Consider the following 20,926-nt stretch of genomic DNA (forward strand, 5'->3'; position numbering starts at 1 on the left):
AGATTTCTTAAAAATTCCACTGTTAAAAGGTAAAAGTATCATGTCCGAGTTAAACGAAAAATTTTCTGTAGCATGGCAAGGCTTTAACGAGGGTAGTTGGCAGACTGAAGTCAACGTGCGTGATTTCATCCAGAAAAACTATACTCCGTATGAAGGTGATGAATCATTCCTTGCAGGCGCCACAAATGCAACCAATGTTTTGTGGGAGAAAGTGATGGAAGGCATCAAAATCGAAAACCGTACCCATGCGCCGGTCGATTTTGATACTGACATTGCGTCAACAATTACGTCTCATGATGCTGGTTATATCGAAAAAGATCTGGAAAAAATCGTTGGCCTGCAAACTGAAGCCCCTTTGAAACGTGCCATTATTCCATTTGGTGGCATTAAAATGGTCGAAGGCTCTTGTAAAGCCTATCAGCGCGAGCTTAACCCGAAACTGAAACAGATTTTCACTGAATATCGGAAAACGCATAACCAAGGCGTATTCGATGTTTACACGCCTGATATCCTGAAATGCCGTAAATCTGGTGTATTAACGGGTTTGCCTGATGCCTACGGTCGTGGCCGGATTATCGGCGATTATCGTCGCGTAGCACTGTATGGTATCGATTTTCTGCGTGATGAGAAATTTGCGCAATTCACTTCTTTACAGGAAAAATTGGAAAACGGCGAAGATTTAGAATCGACTATCCGCCTGCGTGAAGAGCTGGCTGAACAGCACCATGCGCTGGGTCAAATCAAAGAGATGGCGGCTAAATACGGTTATGATATTGCCAATCCGGCAACCAATGCGCAAGAAGCGGTGCAATGGACTTATTTCGCTTATCTGGCCGCTGTTAAATCTCAAAACGGGGCAGCCATGTCTTTTGGCCGGGTGTCCAGTTTCCTGGATATCTACATCGAACGTGATATACAAGCCGGTCAATTGACCGAACAACAGGCTCAAGAACTGATTGACCACCTGGTGATGAAACTGCGCATGGTGCGTTTCCTACGTACACCGGAGTACGATGAATTGTTCTCTGGTGACCCTATTTGGGCAACCGAATCCCTGGCAGGTATGGGTTTGGATGGCCGTACACTTGTCACTAAAAACAGCTTCCGTTTCCTGAATACGCTGTATACCATGGGGCCATCGCCAGAACCTAACATGACCATTCTGTGGTCTGAAAAACTGCCTGTTAGCTTTAAAAAGTTTGCTGCAAAAGTATCGATCGATACTTCATCCCTGCAATATGAAAATGATGATCTGATGCGTCCTGATTTCAACAGCGATGATTATGCTATCGCGTGTTGCGTCAGCCCGATGATTGTGGGTAAACAAATGCAGTTCTTCGGCGCCCGTGCAAACCTGGCAAAAACCATGCTGTATGCCATCAACGGCGGTGTGGATGAAAAAATGAAAATGCAGGTTGGCCCGAAAGAGGAGCCAATGAAAGACGCCGTGCTGGATTATGACAAAGTCATGGAACGCATGGATCATTTCATGGATTGGCTGGCAAAACAGTATGTTACTGCCCTGAACATTATCCATTATATGCACGACAAGTACAGCTATGAAGCCTCGTTAATGGCACTGCATGATCGTGATGTATTCCGCACTATGGCATGTGGTATCGCGGGCTTGTCTGTTGCGGCTGACTCACTGTCTGCCATTAAATACGCAAAAGTTTCGCCAATTCGTGATGAAGCGGGTTTAGCCATTGATTTCAACATTGAAGGTGAATACCCTCAATTCGGCAACAATGATCCACGTGTCGATGATATCGCTTGTGATCTGGTTGAACGTTTCATGAAAAAAATCCAGAAACTGCAAACATATCGCCATGCCGTTCCGACACAATCTGTACTGACCATCACCTCCAACGTGGTTTATGGTAAGAAAACCGGTAATACACCTGATGGACGTCGTGCTGGCGCTCCATTTGGGCCAGGTGCGAACCCAATGCACGGACGCGACCAGAAAGGGGCCGTTGCTTCATTAACTTCGGTGGCTAAACTGCCATTTGCCTATGCCAAAGATGGTATTTCATACACTTTCTCTATCGTGCCTAATGCATTAGGTAAAGATGATGATGTACGTAAAGCCAATCTGGCTGGTCTGATGGATGGTTATTTCCATCACGAAGCGGATATTGAAGGAGGTCAGCATCTGAACGTCAATGTAATGAACCGTGACATGTTGTTGGAAGCGATGGAAAATCCTGAGAAATACCCACAACTGACCATTCGCGTATCAGGCTATGCCGTGCGGTTTAACTCTTTAACTAAAGAACAGCAACGAGATGTTATCACGCGTACTTTTACTCAATCGATGTAATATCAGAACCATATCATTGTCTTATATTGAAATAAAATGACATACACTAAAGACCCCTAAATAATGGGGTCTTTATCGCTTGTCAGTTTTGGAGAAGTCCTCTCATGCCCGTACTTGGCCGTATCCACTCATTTGAATCTTGCGGAACCGTAGATGGCCCCGGTATTCGCTTTATCGTGTTTTTTCAAGGTTGTCTCATGCGCTGCCTCTATTGTCATAATCGCGATACCTGGGATACCCATAGCGGAAAAGCGGTCACTGTTGAAGAACTCATAAAAGAAGCCATAACCTATCGTCATTTTATGAATGCTTCGGGAGGTGGCGTCACCGCTTCTGGTGGTGAAGCTATTCTGCAGGCCGAGTTTGTCCGCGATTGGTTCAGAGCCTGCCATGCAGAGGGTATCCATACCTGTCTGGATACCAATGGTTTCGTGCGCCGTTATGATCCGGTGATCGATGAATTACTGGATGCCACTGATTTAGTGATGCTGGATTTAAAACAGCTTAATGATGATATCCACCAAAAATTAGTCGGCGTATCTAATCATCGGACTCTTGAATTTGCCCGTTATCTGGCAAAACGTAACCAGAAAACATGGATTCGCTATGTCGTTGTACCAGGATGGTCAGACGATGACAATTCTGTTCAAATGCTGGGTGAATTCACTCATGGCATGAAAAATATCGAGAAAATTGAGTTATTGCCTTATCATGAACTTGGCAAACATAAATGGATTACCCTGGGTGAAGAATATCAGCTAGAAGGGGTCAAACCGCCAACCCAAGAGACCATGGAGAGAGTAAAAGATATTCTGTCCAGTTATGGACATAAAGTCATCTATTAGCCCCGCTTTTTCCCCTTTTTCGCCATCAATTGCAATTGGTTCAATCTATTATTGAGCCAATGCTGCATTTAATCACACAATAGTTATTTTTCATGTAATAACGTAAAATAAAATTACACTCATAAATTATTAGTTGTGAAATCAAATACAATAACGCTTATGATAAAAAAATTTCTTCTAGAAATTCACAATATCTCGCGCTTAAATTTTGATTTTTTCTTTAAGTTTTTAAAAAAGCATATAATCCAAATTTATATAATAAAATGAAATTAAAATAATAGAATATATCCTTCAATATTAAGGCGCAATTGCACATTAATCCGTTAATCATCATGGCAACTAATGCTTGTTGATTAATCATTTTTATATGATAATCCTGCCGTTTTTCTCATAATTTGTGCTAATGAGATGGAAATAGAGAAAGACCAATTTAATAATAATCGTTCAATAAGGTAAATCGGAAAAAAGATGGATCATCAAGAGATTAATTCAACATCAGGAGAGAACGTTTCTCTGAGTAAAGAAAAAGAGACATTTATTCCCGGCGGACGTGCAGTTGGTGCCGGCGCATCAATAGAATGGATTAGCAATGCCTGGAACATGTTTAAAGCACAACCGCTGAAATGGCTTTTACTGTATTTAACCTATTCCGTCAGTTTATTAGCATTTGTTGTCGTCTCCAGTATTCTCGCCTTAATAATTCCATATTTATTTTTTGCAATTATACTCATTTTACCCGTCTTCACAGCGGGGATCATTGTTGCTTCTGAGGAACAAAGAATGACAGGCGAGCTTAAAATAGGTTCTCTGTTCGTTGGGTTTAAGCACAAATTGGGTTCACTGGTTGCTGTTGGAGCACTAACCTTTGGTATCTCTATACTCGGTTTATTTGCGTCTATGCTTATTGGCGGTGTAAGCCTACTTCAACTTTTTTTCTTATTACAAAACTCAGATCCTGCCCTACTGCTAGGAGGTATTTCTACTTTAATTCTGGCAGGGGTTATCATGGCTATTTTCTCTATCATTGCTCTTGCATTTAGCTGGTTTGCTCCTGCTCTGATTATGATTAATGATCTGAAATTTGGAGAAGCTGTTTCAATGAGCTTGAGTGCAGTAAAGCAAAATTTGCTGGGTGGTTTTATCTTTTTCTTACTCATCAATGTGCTTATGTATATTTCTGCTATTCCATTTGGATTAGGTTTATTGATTACTATCCCTATGTACATGGCAACTTATTATACTACCTATCGCAATATTTTTTATGCTCCACAAGTAAGCAAAAGTGAATAACACCATTTCAATTTAATCAGCGAATAGTTTATTTATCATTAACAGTCACTATACTGATAAAAAAGCGCCATTATGCGGCGCTTTTTTATTAAGAATAGCTGAGATTAACCAATATATTCCAATCCATTCATATAAGGGCGCAATACTTCCGGGATGGCAATGCGACCATCTGCCTGCTGATAGTTTTCCATCACCGCAACCAGAGTACGACCTACCGCCAAACCAGAACCATTCAATGTATGCACCAATTGAGTTTTCTTATCCTCTTTACCGCGAAAACGCGCTTGCATACGACGCGCTTGGAAATCCCACATGTTGGAACAAGATGAGATTTCACGGTAAGTATTCTGCGCGGGTAACCAAACTTCCAGATCGTACGTTTTTCTTGCGCTTGCGCCCATATCACCGACACACAATAGCATCTTACGGTAAGGAAGATTCAGTAATTGCAGGACTTTTTCTGCATGCCCCGTCAATTCTTCCAATGCATCCATGGATTTCTCAGGATGAACAATCTGAACTAACTCAACTTTATCAAACTGGTGCATACGAATCAGGCCACGGGTATCACGACCGTAAGATCCTGCTTCGGAACGGAAGCAAGGCGTATGGGCCGTCATTTTCAGTGGTAACTCACTTTCATCCAGAATTTCGTTACGCACTAAGTTAGTGACAGGCACTTCTGCGGTTGGAATCAGCGCATAATGGCTACCAGATTCTTCTTCCAGTGGTCTGGTATGGAACAGATCTTCACCAAATTTAGGTAACTGGCCTGTCCCATATAAGGAATCCTGATTAACCAGATAAGGGACGTAAGTTTCCAGATAACCATGCTGTTCAGTATGCAGATCCAGCATAAACTGCGAAATAGCACGGTGCAGACGAGCTATCTGACCTTTCATCACCACAAAACGTGAGCCAGTCAATTTAACCGCAGCAGCAAAATCCAGACCACCAGTCAATTCACCCAGCGAAACGTGATCTTTGATGTCAAAATCATATTGGCGAGGTTCACCCCAACGACTGATTTCCAGATTATCACTGTCATCTTTTCCGTCCGGAGAAGAATCATCTGGCAAGTTTGGTATGCTTAACGCGATATGACGAATTTCAGCTTGCAAGACTTCCAATTCAGCTTTTGCTGAATCCAGTTTTTCACCCAACTGATTGACTTCCTGACGCAGTGGTTCAATATCTTCACCACGGGCTTTCATTGTACCAATAGCCTTCGATCGGGAATTACGTTCTGCCTGCAGGGTTTCAGTTTCAACTTGTAAAACTTTGCGACGCTCTTCGCGTTTACGCAGCATCTCCACATCAAGGGTATACCCCCTGCGAGCCAGTTTTTCGGCGACTGCGTCTAGCTCATTACGCAGTATATTTGGATCGAGCATGCTAGTCCTGTGCTTTGTTGTTATTGAAAATAATGGTTATTGAAAAAATTGTTATTGAAAAATCGATTTGCGAGAATTGACTATAAACCTTACCGCATCAGGAAAATTAACGATAGCGTTTTATTGGGCTATTTTGATCCTGTGCCATTAGCCAGTTTAGTTTCTCACCAATCTTACCTTCCATCCCTCTGGTAGCCGGATAATAATAACGTGTTTGCTGCATTTCCGGGGGAAAATAAACTTCCCCGGCAGCATATGCATTCGCTTCATCGTGAGCGTAACGATACGTTTCACCAAGCCCAATATCTTTCATCAGCTTCGTTGGTGCATTACGTAAGTGGGCAGGAACATCATAATCGGGCTTGTTTTGCGCGTCCGCCATAGCGGCTTTGAATGCGGTATAAACGGCATTGCTTTTCGGTGCACATGCAAGGTAGACAATCGCCTGTGCAATAGCCCTTTCTCCTTCAGCCACCCCCACGCGCGTAAAACAATCCCATGCGGCAATCGCAACTTGCATACCACGAGGATCAGCATTCCCTACATCTTCAGAAGCAATCGCCAATAACCGACGAGCAACGTAAAGCGGGTCCCCCCCTGCCGTTATCATACGGGCATACCAGTAAAGTGCTGCATCAGGTGCTGAACCGCGGATTGATTTATGCAAGGCTGAAATTAAATCGTAATATCGATCACCTTTGTTATCAAACCTTGCACTCCTTTCCCCACTGACTTCTTTCAATAATTCGGGCGTTAAAACCCGCAGCCCTTGTGCGTTGGTTTCCGCCATATCCGACATCATTTCCAGCAAATTCAGTGAACGGCGTGCGTCTCCCGCAACAAGTTCAGCTATCATCTGGCGAGTATTGTCGGGTAATACGATATTCTGCCCGCCAAGACCACGCGCTGTATCATTCATGGCCTGAATAAGCACGAGTTCAATTTCTGATGCCAACAATGGTTTCAGTAAATAGACACGAGCCCGCGACAATAATGCTGAATTTAGTTCGAAGGAAGGATTTTCGGTTGTGGCACCAATAAATGTAATCGTACCGTCTTCAACATGGGGTAAAAACGCATCCTGCTGACTTTTATTAAATCGATGAACCTCATCAACAAATAAGATTGTCCTACGCCCCGCGTTACGGTTTTGTTGGGCTTTCTCTATGGCACCACGAATTTCTTTAATACCGGATGTTACTGCCGAAATACGTTCAATATCAGCTTGCGCATAATAACCCATGATTTCAGCCAGCGTTGTTTTTCCCGTTCCCGGCGGTCCCCATAAAATCATGGAGTGGAGATGTCCTGCCCGGATAGCTCTTGGTAACGGTTTTCCTTCCGCCAATAAGTGTTGCTGGCCGACATAATGATCCAATGTGACTGGCCGCATTCTTGCGGCCAGGGGCTGAAATTCATTCTGTGAAAAATCAAGAGAAAGGTTGTTCACTTATACCTCACTGGCGTTGATCATCCAGCGTGACGCCTTGCGGTACGGTAAATTTGAACTTTGCCGCATCTACGTTGGTGTTTTGCTGCCCTTTTAATTGATAAGAACTTTTTTGCCCATCCTGTTCAACAGCCGTAAATTTTTGAATCGTGCCCTCTGGCGTCACCGTAATTGAAAAATGTTTTAAATTGCCATTAGCGTTATCCGGCGTTAACTCAAAGCTGTTGCCATTCTGTACAACTTTATACTGTTTCCAGTCCGCCGGGTCATTACGGGTAATTAACATAAATGGCGTATTCCCTGTTGCTTCTTTTAACCAATTTGCTGTCACTTGTTCAACAAAAGGGTTATAAAACCACAAGGTTTTTCCATCAGAAACTAACACACTCTCATCAGGTGAGGTCATATGCCAGTTAAACAGATTAGGGCGTTTGATCCAAAGTTGCCCTTCCCCTTTTTGGATTGTTGAACCGTCATTACTCGTGACGGTTTGAGTGAAACTGGCATGAAAACTATTCACTTTCCCCAAACGCCCTTGTAGATCCTGCTCCGCATCAGCCCACACAGAACCTGTGCTCACACCCATCATCAGACAACCAATCAAAATCAGTTTTTTCATGTGCGAGATACCTTCAATTCGTTTTATTATCAGCCGGCAAGCTGATCGTGTATTGCATTTCACCGCAGTCATTAATGTTCATGCGGGGGAGGTGCCAAAACTTCACGATTCCCATTATGCCCCGGTGAACTGACTATCTGTTGGGCTTCCATTTGTTCGACAATTCGAGCGGCTCGATTATACCCAATACGGAATTGACGTTGTACACCCGAAATGGAAACCCGACGCTTTTCAATGATAAATTCAACGGCTTGATCGAACAGTGGATCCAGCTCTTCCTCGCTGTCAAATCCCAGGCTGCCTTCGCCGTCTTCTCCCCCTTTGACAATACTATCGATATATTGAGGACGACCACGGGCTTTCCAGTCATTCACAACTTCATGAACTTCTTGATCGCGTACAAAGGCCCCATGAACACGTACAGGAATGGAAGAGTTTGGTGCTAAATAAAGCATATCTCCCATGCCAAGTAATGATTCTGCGCCACCTTGATCAAGGATAGTACGGGAATCTATTTTACTGGATACCGTAAAGGCAATCCGCGTCGGAATATTGGCCTTAATCAACCCGGTGATAATATCAACAGAAGGGCGTTGTGTTGCCAGTACCAAGTGAATACCTGCTGCTCGTGCTTTCTGAGCCAAGCGTGCAATTAATTCTTCCACTTTTTTCCCGACTGTCATCATCAGATCGGCAAACTCATCAACCATGACCACAATATAAGGCTCTTTTTTCAGCACAGGATGTGTTACGTCCATACTGTCGCCCGGCTTCCAGAACGGATCAGGGATCGGACGCCCCATATTTTCTGCTTGTTTGATTTTATCGTTATAACCCGCAATATTGCGTACACCTAACGCTGACATCAATTTATAACGCCGTTCCATCTCATTGACACACCAGCGCAATGCATTAGCGGCATCTTTCATATCGGTGACAACTTCAGTCAACAGATGTGGAATTCCGCCATAAACGGATAATTCAAGCATTTTAGGATCGATCATAATAAAGCGCACATCTTCCGGTTTCGCTTTATACAAGATACTGAGGATCATCGCATTGACCCCTACCGATTTCCCCGAACCGGTCGTCCCGGCGACCAATAAGTGTGGCATTTTACCCAAATCAGCAACAACCGGCTGACCTGCAATGTCTTTTCCTAATACGATTGTGAGCGGTGAAGGGTTATCACGAAACTTCTCGCAATCCAGGACTTCCCGCAGATAAACTGTTTGGCGTTTTTTATTGGGTAATTCCAGCCCAACATAAGGTTTTCCCGGAACAACTTCCACGATACGAACAGCGACGGCTGACAATGAGCGAGCAAGGTCACGCGATAAGTTAGAAATACGTGAGGCTTTTACCCCTGGTGCCAAATCCAACTCAAATCGTGTGATGACTGGCCCTGGAGAGAAGCCAACAACATCCGCTTTGACGCGATAATCATTCAAACGCGCTTCAATTAAACGCGAGGTTTGCTCAAGTGCAAACATATCAACCGGTTCTTCTTCCGCAGGAGGTGCTGCCAACAGATCCAAAGAGGGCATGGGGGTTGTTGGTTTAGGCAAGGGTTGATCATTGCGTATCAAAAATGGATGAAACAAGCTATCTTGCTGTAATTGCTTACTTTTCAATTCGTGAGAATCAAGCTCAGCAGCTATATTTTTCTCCTGAATATGTTGACTCGGTGATTCTGATGCGAATTCCACTGGCTTCGGCTCATCGAGATGATTAGCCTGCGGGAAAGATTGCGCGTCTGATTGTTCATCCGGGGTCAATATTTGAACCGAAGATGCAGGTGGATACATTTGGTAACGTTCACGCTGCTGCTGCTCAAAAGCAACTCGTAACGCTTCTTCCTGCGCTTTTTGTTGATCTATTGGTTCATCTATTAACTGTTTATCTATTGCACCCTGTTGTTGCCCTGCTCTCTGTTCATTCACGCCATTTGTTATAAACTCAGTCGCCGTTGGTTGTTGGTGGATCACTGTTTCTTCTTCACCTCGCTCCCTGGTTTCTTCTGCAAAATGGGTGCCATAGCGTTCACGTTGCTGATCGAGGAATTGCTGACGCAACATATCTTGTTGTTGAGCATCCATCTGCTGTTCATTAGCTTCTGCAATCTGCTCATTTTGCCGCTCTTTCTCTTCTCGCTGCCTATATTCTGCCAAACGGTGAGAGGGGACTTTAATACCGTACAATTCTCGGCGGGTGGGGATCCTGACAGGGTTTGGACGAGGCATTTCAGGACCAATACCTTGTTTCACCTGTGGATTTCTCGTCACCACCACCGGGCTGGCGAGATTTGCTGCCACATTTTTCAAATTCTCTTCATCATTTGGCGCAAGCGTGAATGCAGCGTGTGACTGCGTATTGATTTCAATCGGGCTATGCAAAATAGGCTGGGAAACGTTATCTGCTTCAACAACGTTATCTGCTTCAATGTGGGTACCGGAGGCGTCTTGATCAGAGACTTCAAAAGAATAGCGGATGGGTTCTTGTTCCTGATGCCCCGCTTCTCCATGTTCTTCTTCCTGAGATTGTACTTCCAGTTGATCTACTGCTGGAGAGGATATCACTGTTTCTTCCATAGCCAAAGAAGCGGCTGTAGGTTGCAAATCTGCCGCGGTACTCGCTAATTCAACCACCGTTGGCACGGTCAATAACACATCATCTTCATCTGCGTCTGACTTTTCACTCGCGCCCGCTGATTTATTCGTGTCATGTATATCACCCTGCCCGGTTTGTGTCTGCTCACGGGTTGAGCGCTCAGCATCTAATGTATTTTCTGGCGTATATTCAGCGTCATGACGACCACGATTGACTACAAAGCTCAATGCATCCAGAATAACCGCACCTATTTTTTCTGCAATCGTGAGCCACGACCAGCCGGTAAACAGGGTGAATCCAACAGCCCAGAAACCAAGCAGCGCCAATGTTGATCCAAGCAGGTTGAACCGAAGCAAAATCGCACCGCTGAATAAATTACCAATAACGCCACCCGCAGAAAATTGATCAAAATCATCAATATTAAGCGCCGCCAAACCACACGAAGTGAGTATCAGAGCCAAAGCACCAATGACGCGTAATGCAAGTATGACGAAATCGACGTACTCTTGCCTATCTTTTGGACGGAAAGCATTCCAGCAACCTAAAAACATCAGCGGCGGGACTGCATAGGCAAAAATACCAAATGCGGAGAACAGCGTATCCGATAACCAGGCACCAACACTGCCACCCCAATTGTGAACAGGTTCATGCCACGATGTTTGTGACCAACTGGGATCAGAGGGGTTAAAGCTCAATAACGCGACCATCAAGTACACAGCACAAATAGCAATAACCAACAAAACGGCTTCCAGAAGCCGACGGCCACTGCTTATTTTCTTCAACTTAACACGTTTGTCTTCTGTATATTCCTGGTTCAAGAAAGGATCTCCAGGGTTTCTTGTTGATTAAACGGAACAACGCTGAGGGCAGCTCAGCGTTGAAACTGTATGCATACACAGGAGTGTACCTAAGTTTTTCCTGTTTTGCATCTGTACATTTTAGACAGAAATTTAACGAGTTTTAATTACCAAACGGTTACTCTGTTTTACTTCTTCCATTACCACATAAGTACGGGTATCGTTAACACCAGGAAGACGTAACAAGGTTTCGCCGAGTAATTTCCGATAGGCAGACATATCTGGCACACGCGTTTTCAGCAAGTAATCAAAATCACCAGAAACTAAATGGCATTCCTGGATTTCTTCTAGTTTCTGAACAGCCGTGTTAAATTGTTCAAATACATCTGCTGCACCGCGGTTTAGCGTGATTTCAACGAATACCAACAATGATGCGTCCAAGTAATGCGGATTCAGCAACGCTGCGTAGCCAGAAATAAAGCCCTGACGCTCCAAGCGGCGTACACGCTCCAGACAAGGCGTGGGTGATAAACCCACTCGTTTGGATAACTCCACGTTAGAAATACGACCATCTTTCTGCAATTCGTTGAGGATGTTACGATCTATACGATCAAGATCTTTTCCTGGGCGCTTCTTATTATCTATCATCTTATTGCTCTCTCTTTATATTCCTATACCTATAACATTTTCCCTATCTCTTTCAATCGGTTGAGCTGGAAAAGATGTCTTCAAAGGCTAAAAACTCAATCTGTAACCAAGGGTTGAGGTCTACCATCATTTCCGGAATACAATCTTCTGGCATTCGCGTGATTATCTCTTTTATCTTCTAAGTCGCTGCGATGCCGGCGATGTTCACCTATCCAGCCACCAAATTTCTATGTGTTTGAGATTTTGTTTCCTTGCAGCCACGTTGCAACTTAAAATTCATTAGATATATAACACGATTTACCCGAATATCCTGTTCCGAAAAACGCTCTCAGAACACGATCTCCCAGAACACTATCTTCTAAAACGCCAGGTGTTCAGAAAACAGCTTAACGGCAATTTTTAATATTCAATGAGAAAATTATCCACATTAATTTTATCTATTCTATAGAAACAATTGATTAGCGAGGTAGATAATTATCTCTTATACAGATGTTTTCGCAAATGCATAGCGGATTGTCAAAGTAAATGAACAAAAATCAGGACAACATACCAAACAAACTTTCAGTAAATCGTTTTAATCGCTCACTTAATGTCTCAAATGTATAAATGATGTTCGATACAGAAAGTGGAACCCTCTCTTCTAACAATTTGATGACATCATCGTGATTATCTATCAGTAAAATCGTTAATAACATGAATATTTTATCTGATAATCGCTTTTTTTAACTTATTATTTCTCCTACAATCCCTAAATCTGCAATATGCGATAATGGAAATGAGGTATTCATGAGCACAGACAATCACAGTAAACTTATCATTCTTGGCTCAGGTCCTGCTGGTTATACCGCTGCGGTGTATGCAGCCCGCGCGAATCTAAATCCCGTCCTCATTACCGGGGTTGAAAAAGGCGGCCAATTGACCACTACGACTGAAGTTGAGAACTGGCCCGGCGATCCTGAAGGTCTGACTGGTCCAGGTTTAATGGAACGTATGTTCCAGCACGCTGAAAAATTTCAAACAAAGATTATTTCTGACCATATTCAGAAAGTTGATTTCTCAAACAGACCATTTCGTTTATTTGGTGATGAACAAGAATATACCTGTGATGCTTTAATCATCGCGACAGGCGCTTCAGCCCGTTATCTCGGACTGCCTTCCGAAGAGGCGTTCAAGGGCCGTGGTGTATCTGCCTGTGCAACATGTGATGGTTTTTTCTATCGCAAACAAAAAGTGGCAGTCGTTGGTGGTGGTAATACCGCGGTTGAAGAAGCGCTGTATTTAGCGAACATTGCCTCTGAGGTACATCTGATTCACCGTCGTGATACATTCCGTTCTGAGAAAATCCTGATTGATCGCCTGATGGAGAAAGTGAAGAACGGTAATATCATTCTGCATACTGATCGTACTCTGGATGAAGTTCTGGGTGATGATATGGGCGTTACCCGTATCCGTATTCGGGAAACAAAAGGTGACAATACCGAAGAACTGGATGTTACCGGTGTTTTCATCGCTATCGGCCATAGCCCGAATACAACCATTTTTGACGGTCAGTTAGAACTGGAAAACGGGTATATCAAAGTTCAGTCTGGATTGCACGGTAATGCCACTCAGACGTCTGTTCCCGGTATCTTTGCGGCCGGAGATGTGATGGATCATGTGTACCGTCAAGCGATTACCTCCGCCGGCACAGGCTGTATGGCTGCACTGGATGCTGAACGTTTCCTGGACGGGTTGGCAACCCAATAATCTCCCCTTTTTCCAAAAGCGCTATTTCGGTAGCGCTTTTTAACAGGTAACATAAGCTTGTTTTGATATTCCGTATCATCACCCGCTAATCAGAAACTTTTCTTATGGACAAAGCAAGACAATCTGAACTTGTTCGCTGGCTGAAACAACAAACTGCGCCTGCCCGTCAATGGCTGCGTTTATCCATGCTGCTTGGCCTGATCAGTGGATTGCTGATTATCGCTCAAGCTTGGATCTTGGCTACCCTCCTTCAAGCCTTGATTATGGATCATGTTCCCCGCGAAAATCTTATCGACCGATTTCTCATGTTGGCTGCTGCTTTTACATTACGGGCAGTGGTTAATGCTATACGGGAGCGGATCGGGTTTATCTGTGGCAAGATTATCCGCCAGCAAATCCGCAGCATGGTACTGGATAAACTCGAACAACTGGGACCGGTCTGGGTTAAAGGAAAGCCTGCTGGAAGTTGGGCTACCATTATCCTGGAGCAAATAGAAGATATGCAGGATTTTTATTCCCGCTATCTGCCCCAAATTGCGCTTGCGACGATGATCCCTATCCTCATTCTGATTGCCGTATTCCCGATTAACTGGGCCGCCGGACTGATTTTATTTGTCACGGCACCCTTGATCCCTCTGTTTATGGCCTTGGTGGGTTTAGGTGCCGCAGATGCCAATCAACGCAATTTTGTTGCTCTGAGTCGATTAAGCGGTAATTTTCTCGATCGTTTACGCGGATTGGAAACGTTGCGCCTGTTTCATCGGGGGGATGCCGAAGTTAAACAAATCACAGAATCAACCGAGAATTTTCGTCGCAGAACCATGGAAGTACTGCGGATGGCATTTTTATCTTCAGCCGTCTTAGAGTTTTTTGCCGCCGTTTCCATCGCGGTTGTTGCTGTTTACTTCGGTTTTTCCTATTTGGGTGAATTGCATTTTGGCAGTTACGGCATGGGAGTTACCTTATTTTCGGGGTTCCTCGCGTTAATTCTCGCACCTGAATTTTTTCAACCTTTGCGGGATTTAGGGACATTTTATCATGCAAAAGCTCAGGCGATCGGCGCAGCAGAATCGCTTTTCACTTTGCTTAGCAGTGATGGGGAGCAAATTACAACCAACGGTGAGAAAACACTACCCGATATAAACCCCGTCGCCATTCAGGCCAGTGAACTGGAGATTCTATCCCACAATGGCCATCACCTTGCGGGCCCTTTAAATTTTACGATTGATAAGCATCAACGCATTGCGCTGGTTGGAAAAAGTGGTGCCGGCAAAAGTTCGTTGATCAATGTGTTACTCGGGTTCCTGCCTTATCACGGTTCGCTAAAAATTAATGGTATTGAATTGCGTGAACTCAATCTGACCAAATGGCGAGACCACTTGAGTTGGGTTGGGCAAAATCCGCATCTGCCAGAACAAACGTTGCTCGATAATATCCGTCTCGGTCAATATGATGCCACACAAGCACAAATCCAAAATGTGATGGATCGGGCTTATGTCAGTGAATTTATCCGTGATCTCCCGAATGGAATGGCAACGGTAGTCGGTGACAATGCGGCTCGCCTGTCTGTCGGGCAAGCCCAACGTATCGCGGTGGCACGAGCATTATTGAATCCCTGCCAGTTACTATTACTGGATGAGCCAGCCGCGAGTCTTGATGCGCATAGCGAACAACGTGTGATGATGGCTTTAAATCAGGCATCTCATCAGCAAACGACATTATTAGTGACTCATTTGCTGGAAGAAACATTATCCTATGACCAAATTTGGGTCATGGAAAATGGGTTACTCATTGAGCAGGGTGATTATCAAACTTTAAGCCAGTCTCAAGGTGCATTTTCTCGTTTGTTATCTCACCGTTGTGTGGAGCTTTGATCATGCGTGTATTACTCCCATTCCTCACACTCTATCGCCGCCATTGGTTGCTCATTAGCTTAGGCATGATATTAGCGATGGTCACGTTGCTGGCCAGTATCGGGTTGTTAACATTGTCCGGTTGGTTTCTTGCTGGCACAGCGCTGGCCGGATTTGCAGGATTATATACGTTCAACTATATGCTACCTGCCGCTGGCGTGCGTGGCGCAGCTATTTTTCGGACCGCTGGCCGTTATAGTGAACGGCTTGTCAGCCACGATGCCACATTCCGTGTATTAGCGCACTTACGCGTTTTTGCTTTTCAAAAAATACTGCCTCTTTCTCCCGGTGGTATAGCCCGCTTTCGTCAGGGGGAATTGTTAAACCGGCTTGTTGCCGATGTCGAAACACTGGATCACCTGTATCTGCGTGTTATTTCTCCTGTCCTTGCGGCATTGGTCGTCATTTTAATACTGACATTTGGCTTAGGGATTCTTGATATTACCCTCGCCTACACCATTGGCGGTATTATGCTGGGGCTATTGCTGATATTACCTGTCGGGTTTTACCACGCAGGAAAATCTTGCGGCAGAGAGATTACCCACCAACGTGGTCTGTACCGTACACTACTTATCAGTGCGTTACAGGGGCAAGCTGAACTGAGCGTATTCGGTGCCCTTAAACGTTTTCGCCAATCCCTGACCGACGTTGAAAATAATTGGTTAACAAAACAACAAAAACAAGCCGGTTTAACCGGGCTTGCACAAGCCATCATGATTTTTTCCACTGGCATCACCGTGACGTTGGTTCTTTGGTTATCTACAGCAGGCATAGGCGAAAATAGTCAGGCTGGCGCATTCATTGCGTTGTTTACATTCTGTGTCCTTGCCGCATTCGAAGCACTTGGACCGGTTACCGTTGCATTTCAGCATATGGGGCAAGTCATTTCTTCTGCGACCCGTGTTTCTCAGTTGATGTATCAAAAACCGGAAATTGTTTTCCCTTCATATGGGGTTGAGGCACATAATGAACTCAGCCTTGAGATAAAAAATGTTGATTTTACCTATCCTGGTCAACCCTTACCTGTATTGAAAAATATTTCTCTCTCCCTGGCGCCAGGCGAACATATTGCTTTATTGGGAAAAACAGGATGTGGAAAATCAACCCTCTTACAATTATTGACCCGTGCATGGGATATCAATAGTGGTGAAATTCAACTTAATCAACACCTTATCTCTTACTATGATGAGGCAACGCTGCGATCAATGATGTCCGTTGTTCCCCAACGAATACATGTATTTAGCCACACTTTGCGAGAAAATCTTTTATTGGCAAAACCAAATGCTAATGACGATGAATTAATCACCCTATTACAGCTCGTTGGTTTAGAATACCTGCTCGACACGGATGAAAAACTCAACTGTTGGTTAGGCGAAGGCGGGCGTCAGCTTTCTGGAGGAGAACAGCGTCGTTTGGGAATAGCCAGAGCATTGTTACACGACGCTCCTTTGATGCTTCTGGATGAGCCAACTGAAGGGCTGGATGCAGATACAGAACAACAGATTTTGTTGCTGTTACGCCGTCACTGCCAGCACAAGGCACTGATTATTGTGACCCATCGGCTCACCGGATTACAACATATGGATCGAATCTGCGTGATGGATGGAGGGTGTATTATTGAGCAAGGCAAACACAGTGCGCTACTGGCTCTGCAAGGCCGTTATTATCAGTTTTACCAGCGGCAACAATTTTCTCTGTTACCGGAATATCCAGAACACAGGTGATTCAGCTTATGCCAATAGCTCAACTGGATAACTCATATACCTTCCCCCACCCAACAAATGCGTTAACTGAACCTAATGGTTTACTGGCGTTTGGTGGAGATCTGAGTGCAGAACGTTTACGAGTAGCGTATCATGAGGGGATTTTTCCGTGGTATTCACCTCATGAACCTCCTTTGTGGTGGTCTCCCGATCCCCGGGCGGTACTGATCCCTGGAGAATTACATACTGGCCGAACACTGCGTCGTTTTATTCGCAAACATACTTACCAAATTACGGTAAACTGTGCTTTCGATGAAGTGATATACCATTGTGCCCAACGGCAAGAAGGCACCTGGATTGGGGCAGACATTCAAAAAAGTTATCAATCCTTACATGATGAAGGCTTAGCACATTCGGTCGAAGTCTGGTATAACCATCAGCTTGTAGGGGGATTATATGGTGTAAGTGTCGGTACACTATTTTGTGGTGAGTCAATGTTTAGCAAAATGCTAAATGCCTCCAAATGTGCTTTTGTCGCATTTTATCACCATTTTTTGCGTCATGGTGGCCAATTGTTTGACTGTCAGGTATTAAATCACCATACAGAATCATTGGGCGCTAAAAATATTCCAAGAGAAATATTTCTCCAGTATCTTTATCAATTAAGAAAGCAATCATTGCAATCAGGTTGCTGGTTAGTACAAAGATTGGATTTATAATGGTCTCTTAGAGATTAATACTGTTCAAGGTGGGAATGTCACTCACCATTACCTTATCGTATATAAAATGATGGGTTAAAAGACGACATTCCTTTACATAATGATGGTTTTTCGGCATTATCTTGCCGGTTAAAAACCATGGTTGTTACATTTAGAGGATTAGATGGCCAAAGAAGACAATAGTTTTGAAATGCAAGGTACTGTGTTAGAAACACTACCAAATACCGTGTTTCGCGTTGAATTAGACAACGGGCACGTTGTCACTGCTCATATTTCGGGAAAAATGCGTAAAAACTATATCCGCATCCTGACTGGAGACAAGGTTACAGTTGAGCTAACTACATATGATCCGGAAAAAGGGCGTATCACTTTCCGTAGCCGCTGATTAAGGTACCTTCAGCACCACAGGTGATCGTATTTTCTAACATTCACCTGTGGTGTGGCTACTACGTTTTTTTACTGTATTTTTTACTACCATACCTTTTACTACTACTGGTCACCCGTTTCTGTCACCGAAAGTACTTGTCACTATTTCGTTTTGCACTGTTTGATGCTGACTGTTTAATGCTGAGAGCTATAACACCGCATCCTCAGATTTCTTTCTGTTTGATTTTTGATTGCTCTTAAAATCGTATATTAATGCCTGTTTAGATTTATCCAGTTTGATCCTGACCGAACCGCCATGCACTAAGGAGCCAAATAACAGCTCATTTGCCAGTGGTTTTTTCAGGTTATCCTGGATGACACGAACCATAGGGCGAGCCCCCATTGATTTATCATAGCCTTTATCACATAACCACTGACGGGCATCTGCACTGATTTCCAGAGAAACGCCTTTTTCGTCCAATTGAGCTTGTAACTCGACGATAAATTTATCAACAACTTGTTGAATAACTTCAGCAGAGAGTGCATCAAACCAGATAATGCCATCAAGACGATTGCGGAATTCCGGTGTAAAAATCCGTTTGATCTCTTCCATGCCATCCGTGCTGTTATCCTGTTCGGTGAAACCAATAGATTTACGCTGTATTTCACGAACGCCCGCATTGGTTGTCATCACTAAAATCACATTGCGGAAATCTGCCTTACGGCCATTATTGTCGGTCAATGTCCCGTTATCCATCACCTGCAACAGCAAGTTAAACACATCAGGATGGGCTTTTTCAATCTCATCCAGTAACAGTACAGAATGAGGATGTTTGATGATGGCATCGGTTAATAATCCTCCCTGATCATATCCAACATAACCCGGAGGCGCGCCAATGAGGCGACTGACTGTATGGCGTTCCATATATTCTGACATATCGAATCGCAATAATTTAACATTCAATACCTTGGCTAGTTGGACTGTCACTTCCGTTTTTCCGACGCCCGTCGGCCCGGCAAACAAGAAAGACCCGACAGGTTTATGTTCCTGCCCTAGCCCTGCGCGACTCATTTTAATGGCTTCCGTCAAGGCACCAATCGCTCTGTCTTGACCAAAAACCAACATTTTCAAACGATCATCCAGTGTTCTCAAGATATCTTTATCACTGGCTGATACCGTTTTTTCTGGAATACGAGCGATACGAGCAACAATAGACTCAATATCCGAAACATTGATCGTCTTTTTACGGCGGCTGGCGGGCACTAGTCTTGTTCTCGCACCGGCTTCATCAATCACATCAATGGCTTTATCTGGTAAATGACGATCAGTAATGTACTTCACCGATAACTCAACCGCAGCGCGGATGGCTTTTGTGGTATAACGGACATCATGGTGTGCTTCATATTTAGTACGCAGCCCATTGATAATCTGGATCGTTTCTTCCAATGACGGCTCAAGAATGTCAATTTTTTGGAATCGGCGAGCTAACGCCCGATCTTTTTCAAAAATATTGCTGAATTCGTGATAAGTCGTTGAGCCAATGACCCGTATACGCCCACTGGACAACAGCGGTTTAATCAGATTCGCTGCGTCCACCTGCCCACCCGAAGCGGCACCGGCACCGATAATAGTATGGATTTCATCGATAAAAAGAATACTTTTGCTGTCTTGCTCCAAGGTTTTTAGCAAAGATTTGAAGCGCTTCTCAAAATCACCGCGATATTTTGTTCCCGCCAGCAATGAGCCGATATCCAGAGAATAGATGGTACAATTCTGCATCACTTCGGGAACATTTTTTTGCACAATGCGCCATGCCAGCCCCTCAGCAATCGCCGTTTTACCAACGCCAGACTCCCCAACAAATAAAGGGTTATTTTTGCGACGACGGCACAGCACCTGAACGGTTCTTTCCAATTCATGCTGACGGCCGACAAGTGGATCAATTTGCCCCTTCAGCGCCAATTGATTCAGGTTAGTCGTGAAATTTTCCACTCGGTCATCACTCATCGCCGGCTCTTCCTGAACCGGATTGACACTGTGGTGAGAATCATTATCTGATTCATCTTTGCGCGTTCCATGAGAAATGAAATTGACAACGTCCAGGCGACTGACGTCATGCTTACGCAGTAAATAAGCGGCTTGAGATTCCTGTTCACTAAAAATGGCAACTAAAACATTCGCGCCAGAGACTTCCGAGCGCCCCGAAGATTGAACATGAAATACCGCACGTTGCAAAACACGCTGAAAACTTAATGTAGGTTGTGTATCCCTGTCATCATTTTCAGACAACAACGGGGTGGTTTGTGCAATAAAACTTTCTAACTCCTGGCGTAATTTTGCCAGATCGACTTTACAAGCCTCCAGTGTTTCTCGCGCTGATGTGTTACTTAACAACGCCAGCAACAGGTGCTCTACAGTCATAAATTCATGTCTGTTATCCCTTGCTTTGGCAAAAGCAATGTTGAGACTAAGCTCCAGTTCTTGATTGAGCATAAGCACCTC

The 20,926-nt window shown here is 44.2% G+C and carries 14 protein-coding genes; 8 read left to right on the forward strand and 6 right to left on the reverse strand.

Features of this window, described 5'->3' with window-relative positions:
* Positions 1–40 precede the first annotated feature (40 nt).
* The 3 genes from pflB to XPG1_RS09915 all read left to right on the forward strand — a co-directional run bounded on the left by pflB (position 41) and on the right by XPG1_RS09915 (position 4,458).
* Positions 41–2,323: a formate C-acetyltransferase gene (pflB, locus tag XPG1_RS09905; protein WP_045958928.1), complete on the forward strand. Its 2,283-nt coding sequence runs from the start codon at positions 41–43 to the stop codon at positions 2,321–2,323.
* 104 nt (positions 2,324–2,427) lie between these two features.
* On the forward strand, positions 2,428–3,168 hold the full coding sequence (pflA, locus tag XPG1_RS09910) for a pyruvate formate lyase 1-activating protein (protein WP_045958929.1): 741 nt from the start codon (positions 2,428–2,430) through the stop codon (positions 3,166–3,168).
* 468 nt (positions 3,169–3,636) lie between these two features.
* Positions 3,637–4,458, forward strand: coding sequence for a BPSS1780 family membrane protein (locus tag XPG1_RS09915; RefSeq protein ID WP_045958930.1), 822 nt, complete (start codon positions 3,637–3,639; stop codon positions 4,456–4,458).
* Between the two features lie 104 nt (positions 4,459–4,562).
* Here XPG1_RS09915 and serS read toward each other — a convergent pair whose 3' ends face one another.
* The 5 genes from serS to lrp form a co-directional block, all read right to left on the reverse strand.
* Positions 4,563–5,852: a serine--tRNA ligase gene (gene serS, locus XPG1_RS09920; protein WP_045958931.1), complete on the reverse strand. Its 1,290-nt coding sequence runs from the start codon at positions 5,850–5,852 to the stop codon at positions 4,563–4,565.
* Positions 5,853–5,958: 106 nt separating this feature from the next.
* Positions 5,959–7,302, reverse strand: coding sequence for a replication-associated recombination protein A (locus tag XPG1_RS09925; RefSeq protein ID WP_045958932.1), 1,344 nt, complete (start codon positions 7,300–7,302; stop codon positions 5,959–5,961).
* 7 nt (positions 7,303–7,309) lie between these two features.
* Positions 7,310–7,921 carry an outer membrane lipoprotein periplasmic chaperone LolA gene (gene lolA / locus XPG1_RS09930; protein ID WP_045958933.1) on the reverse strand — a complete coding sequence of 204 codons (612 nt, stop codon included), beginning with the start codon at positions 7,919–7,921 and terminating at the stop codon, positions 7,310–7,312.
* Between the two features lie 71 nt (positions 7,922–7,992).
* A complete protein-coding gene (locus tag XPG1_RS09935; RefSeq protein ID WP_045958934.1) occupies positions 7,993–11,349 on the reverse strand; it encodes a DNA translocase FtsK in 3,357 nt (1,118 codons plus the stop codon).
* Positions 11,350–11,481: 132 nt separating this feature from the next.
* A complete protein-coding gene (gene lrp / locus XPG1_RS09940; RefSeq protein ID WP_045958935.1) occupies positions 11,482–11,976 on the reverse strand; it encodes a leucine-responsive transcriptional regulator Lrp in 495 nt (164 codons plus the stop codon).
* A gap of 786 nt (positions 11,977–12,762) precedes the next feature.
* Between lrp and trxB the strand changes: the two genes are divergently transcribed.
* The 5 genes from trxB (at position 12,763) to infA (ending at position 18,442) form a co-directional block, all read left to right on the forward strand.
* Positions 12,763–13,722, forward strand: coding sequence for a thioredoxin-disulfide reductase (trxB, locus tag XPG1_RS09945; RefSeq protein WP_045958936.1), 960 nt, complete (start codon positions 12,763–12,765; stop codon positions 13,720–13,722).
* A 104-nt stretch (positions 13,723–13,826) separates the two neighbouring features.
* Positions 13,827–15,596: a heme ABC transporter permease/ATP-binding protein CydD gene (cydD, locus tag XPG1_RS09950; protein ID WP_045958937.1), complete on the forward strand. Its 1,770-nt coding sequence runs from the start codon at positions 13,827–13,829 to the stop codon at positions 15,594–15,596.
* A 2-nt stretch (positions 15,597–15,598) separates the two neighbouring features.
* Entirely contained in the window at positions 15,599–17,359 is a 1,761-nt protein-coding gene (gene cydC, locus XPG1_RS09955; RefSeq protein ID WP_045958938.1) for a heme ABC transporter ATP-binding protein/permease CydC, read from the forward strand.
* 8 nt (positions 17,360–17,367) lie between these two features.
* Entirely contained in the window at positions 17,368–18,057 is a 690-nt protein-coding gene (gene aat / locus XPG1_RS09960; protein ID WP_045958939.1) for a leucyl/phenylalanyl-tRNA--protein transferase, read from the forward strand.
* A gap of 163 nt (positions 18,058–18,220) precedes the next feature.
* Positions 18,221–18,442: a translation initiation factor IF-1 gene (gene infA, locus XPG1_RS09965; protein WP_045958940.1), complete on the forward strand. Its 222-nt coding sequence runs from the start codon at positions 18,221–18,223 to the stop codon at positions 18,440–18,442.
* Positions 18,443–18,631: 189 nt separating this feature from the next.
* Here the strand turns inward: infA and clpA are convergent, their stop codons facing one another.
* Positions 18,632–20,917: an ATP-dependent Clp protease ATP-binding subunit ClpA gene (clpA, locus tag XPG1_RS09970; RefSeq protein ID WP_045958941.1), complete on the reverse strand. Its 2,286-nt coding sequence runs from the start codon at positions 20,915–20,917 to the stop codon at positions 18,632–18,634.
* Positions 20,918–20,926 lie beyond the last annotated feature (9 nt).

The organism is Xenorhabdus poinarii G6, from assembly GCF_000968175.1.
Taxonomy (GTDB): Bacteria; Pseudomonadota; Gammaproteobacteria; order Enterobacterales; family Enterobacteriaceae; genus Xenorhabdus; species Xenorhabdus poinarii.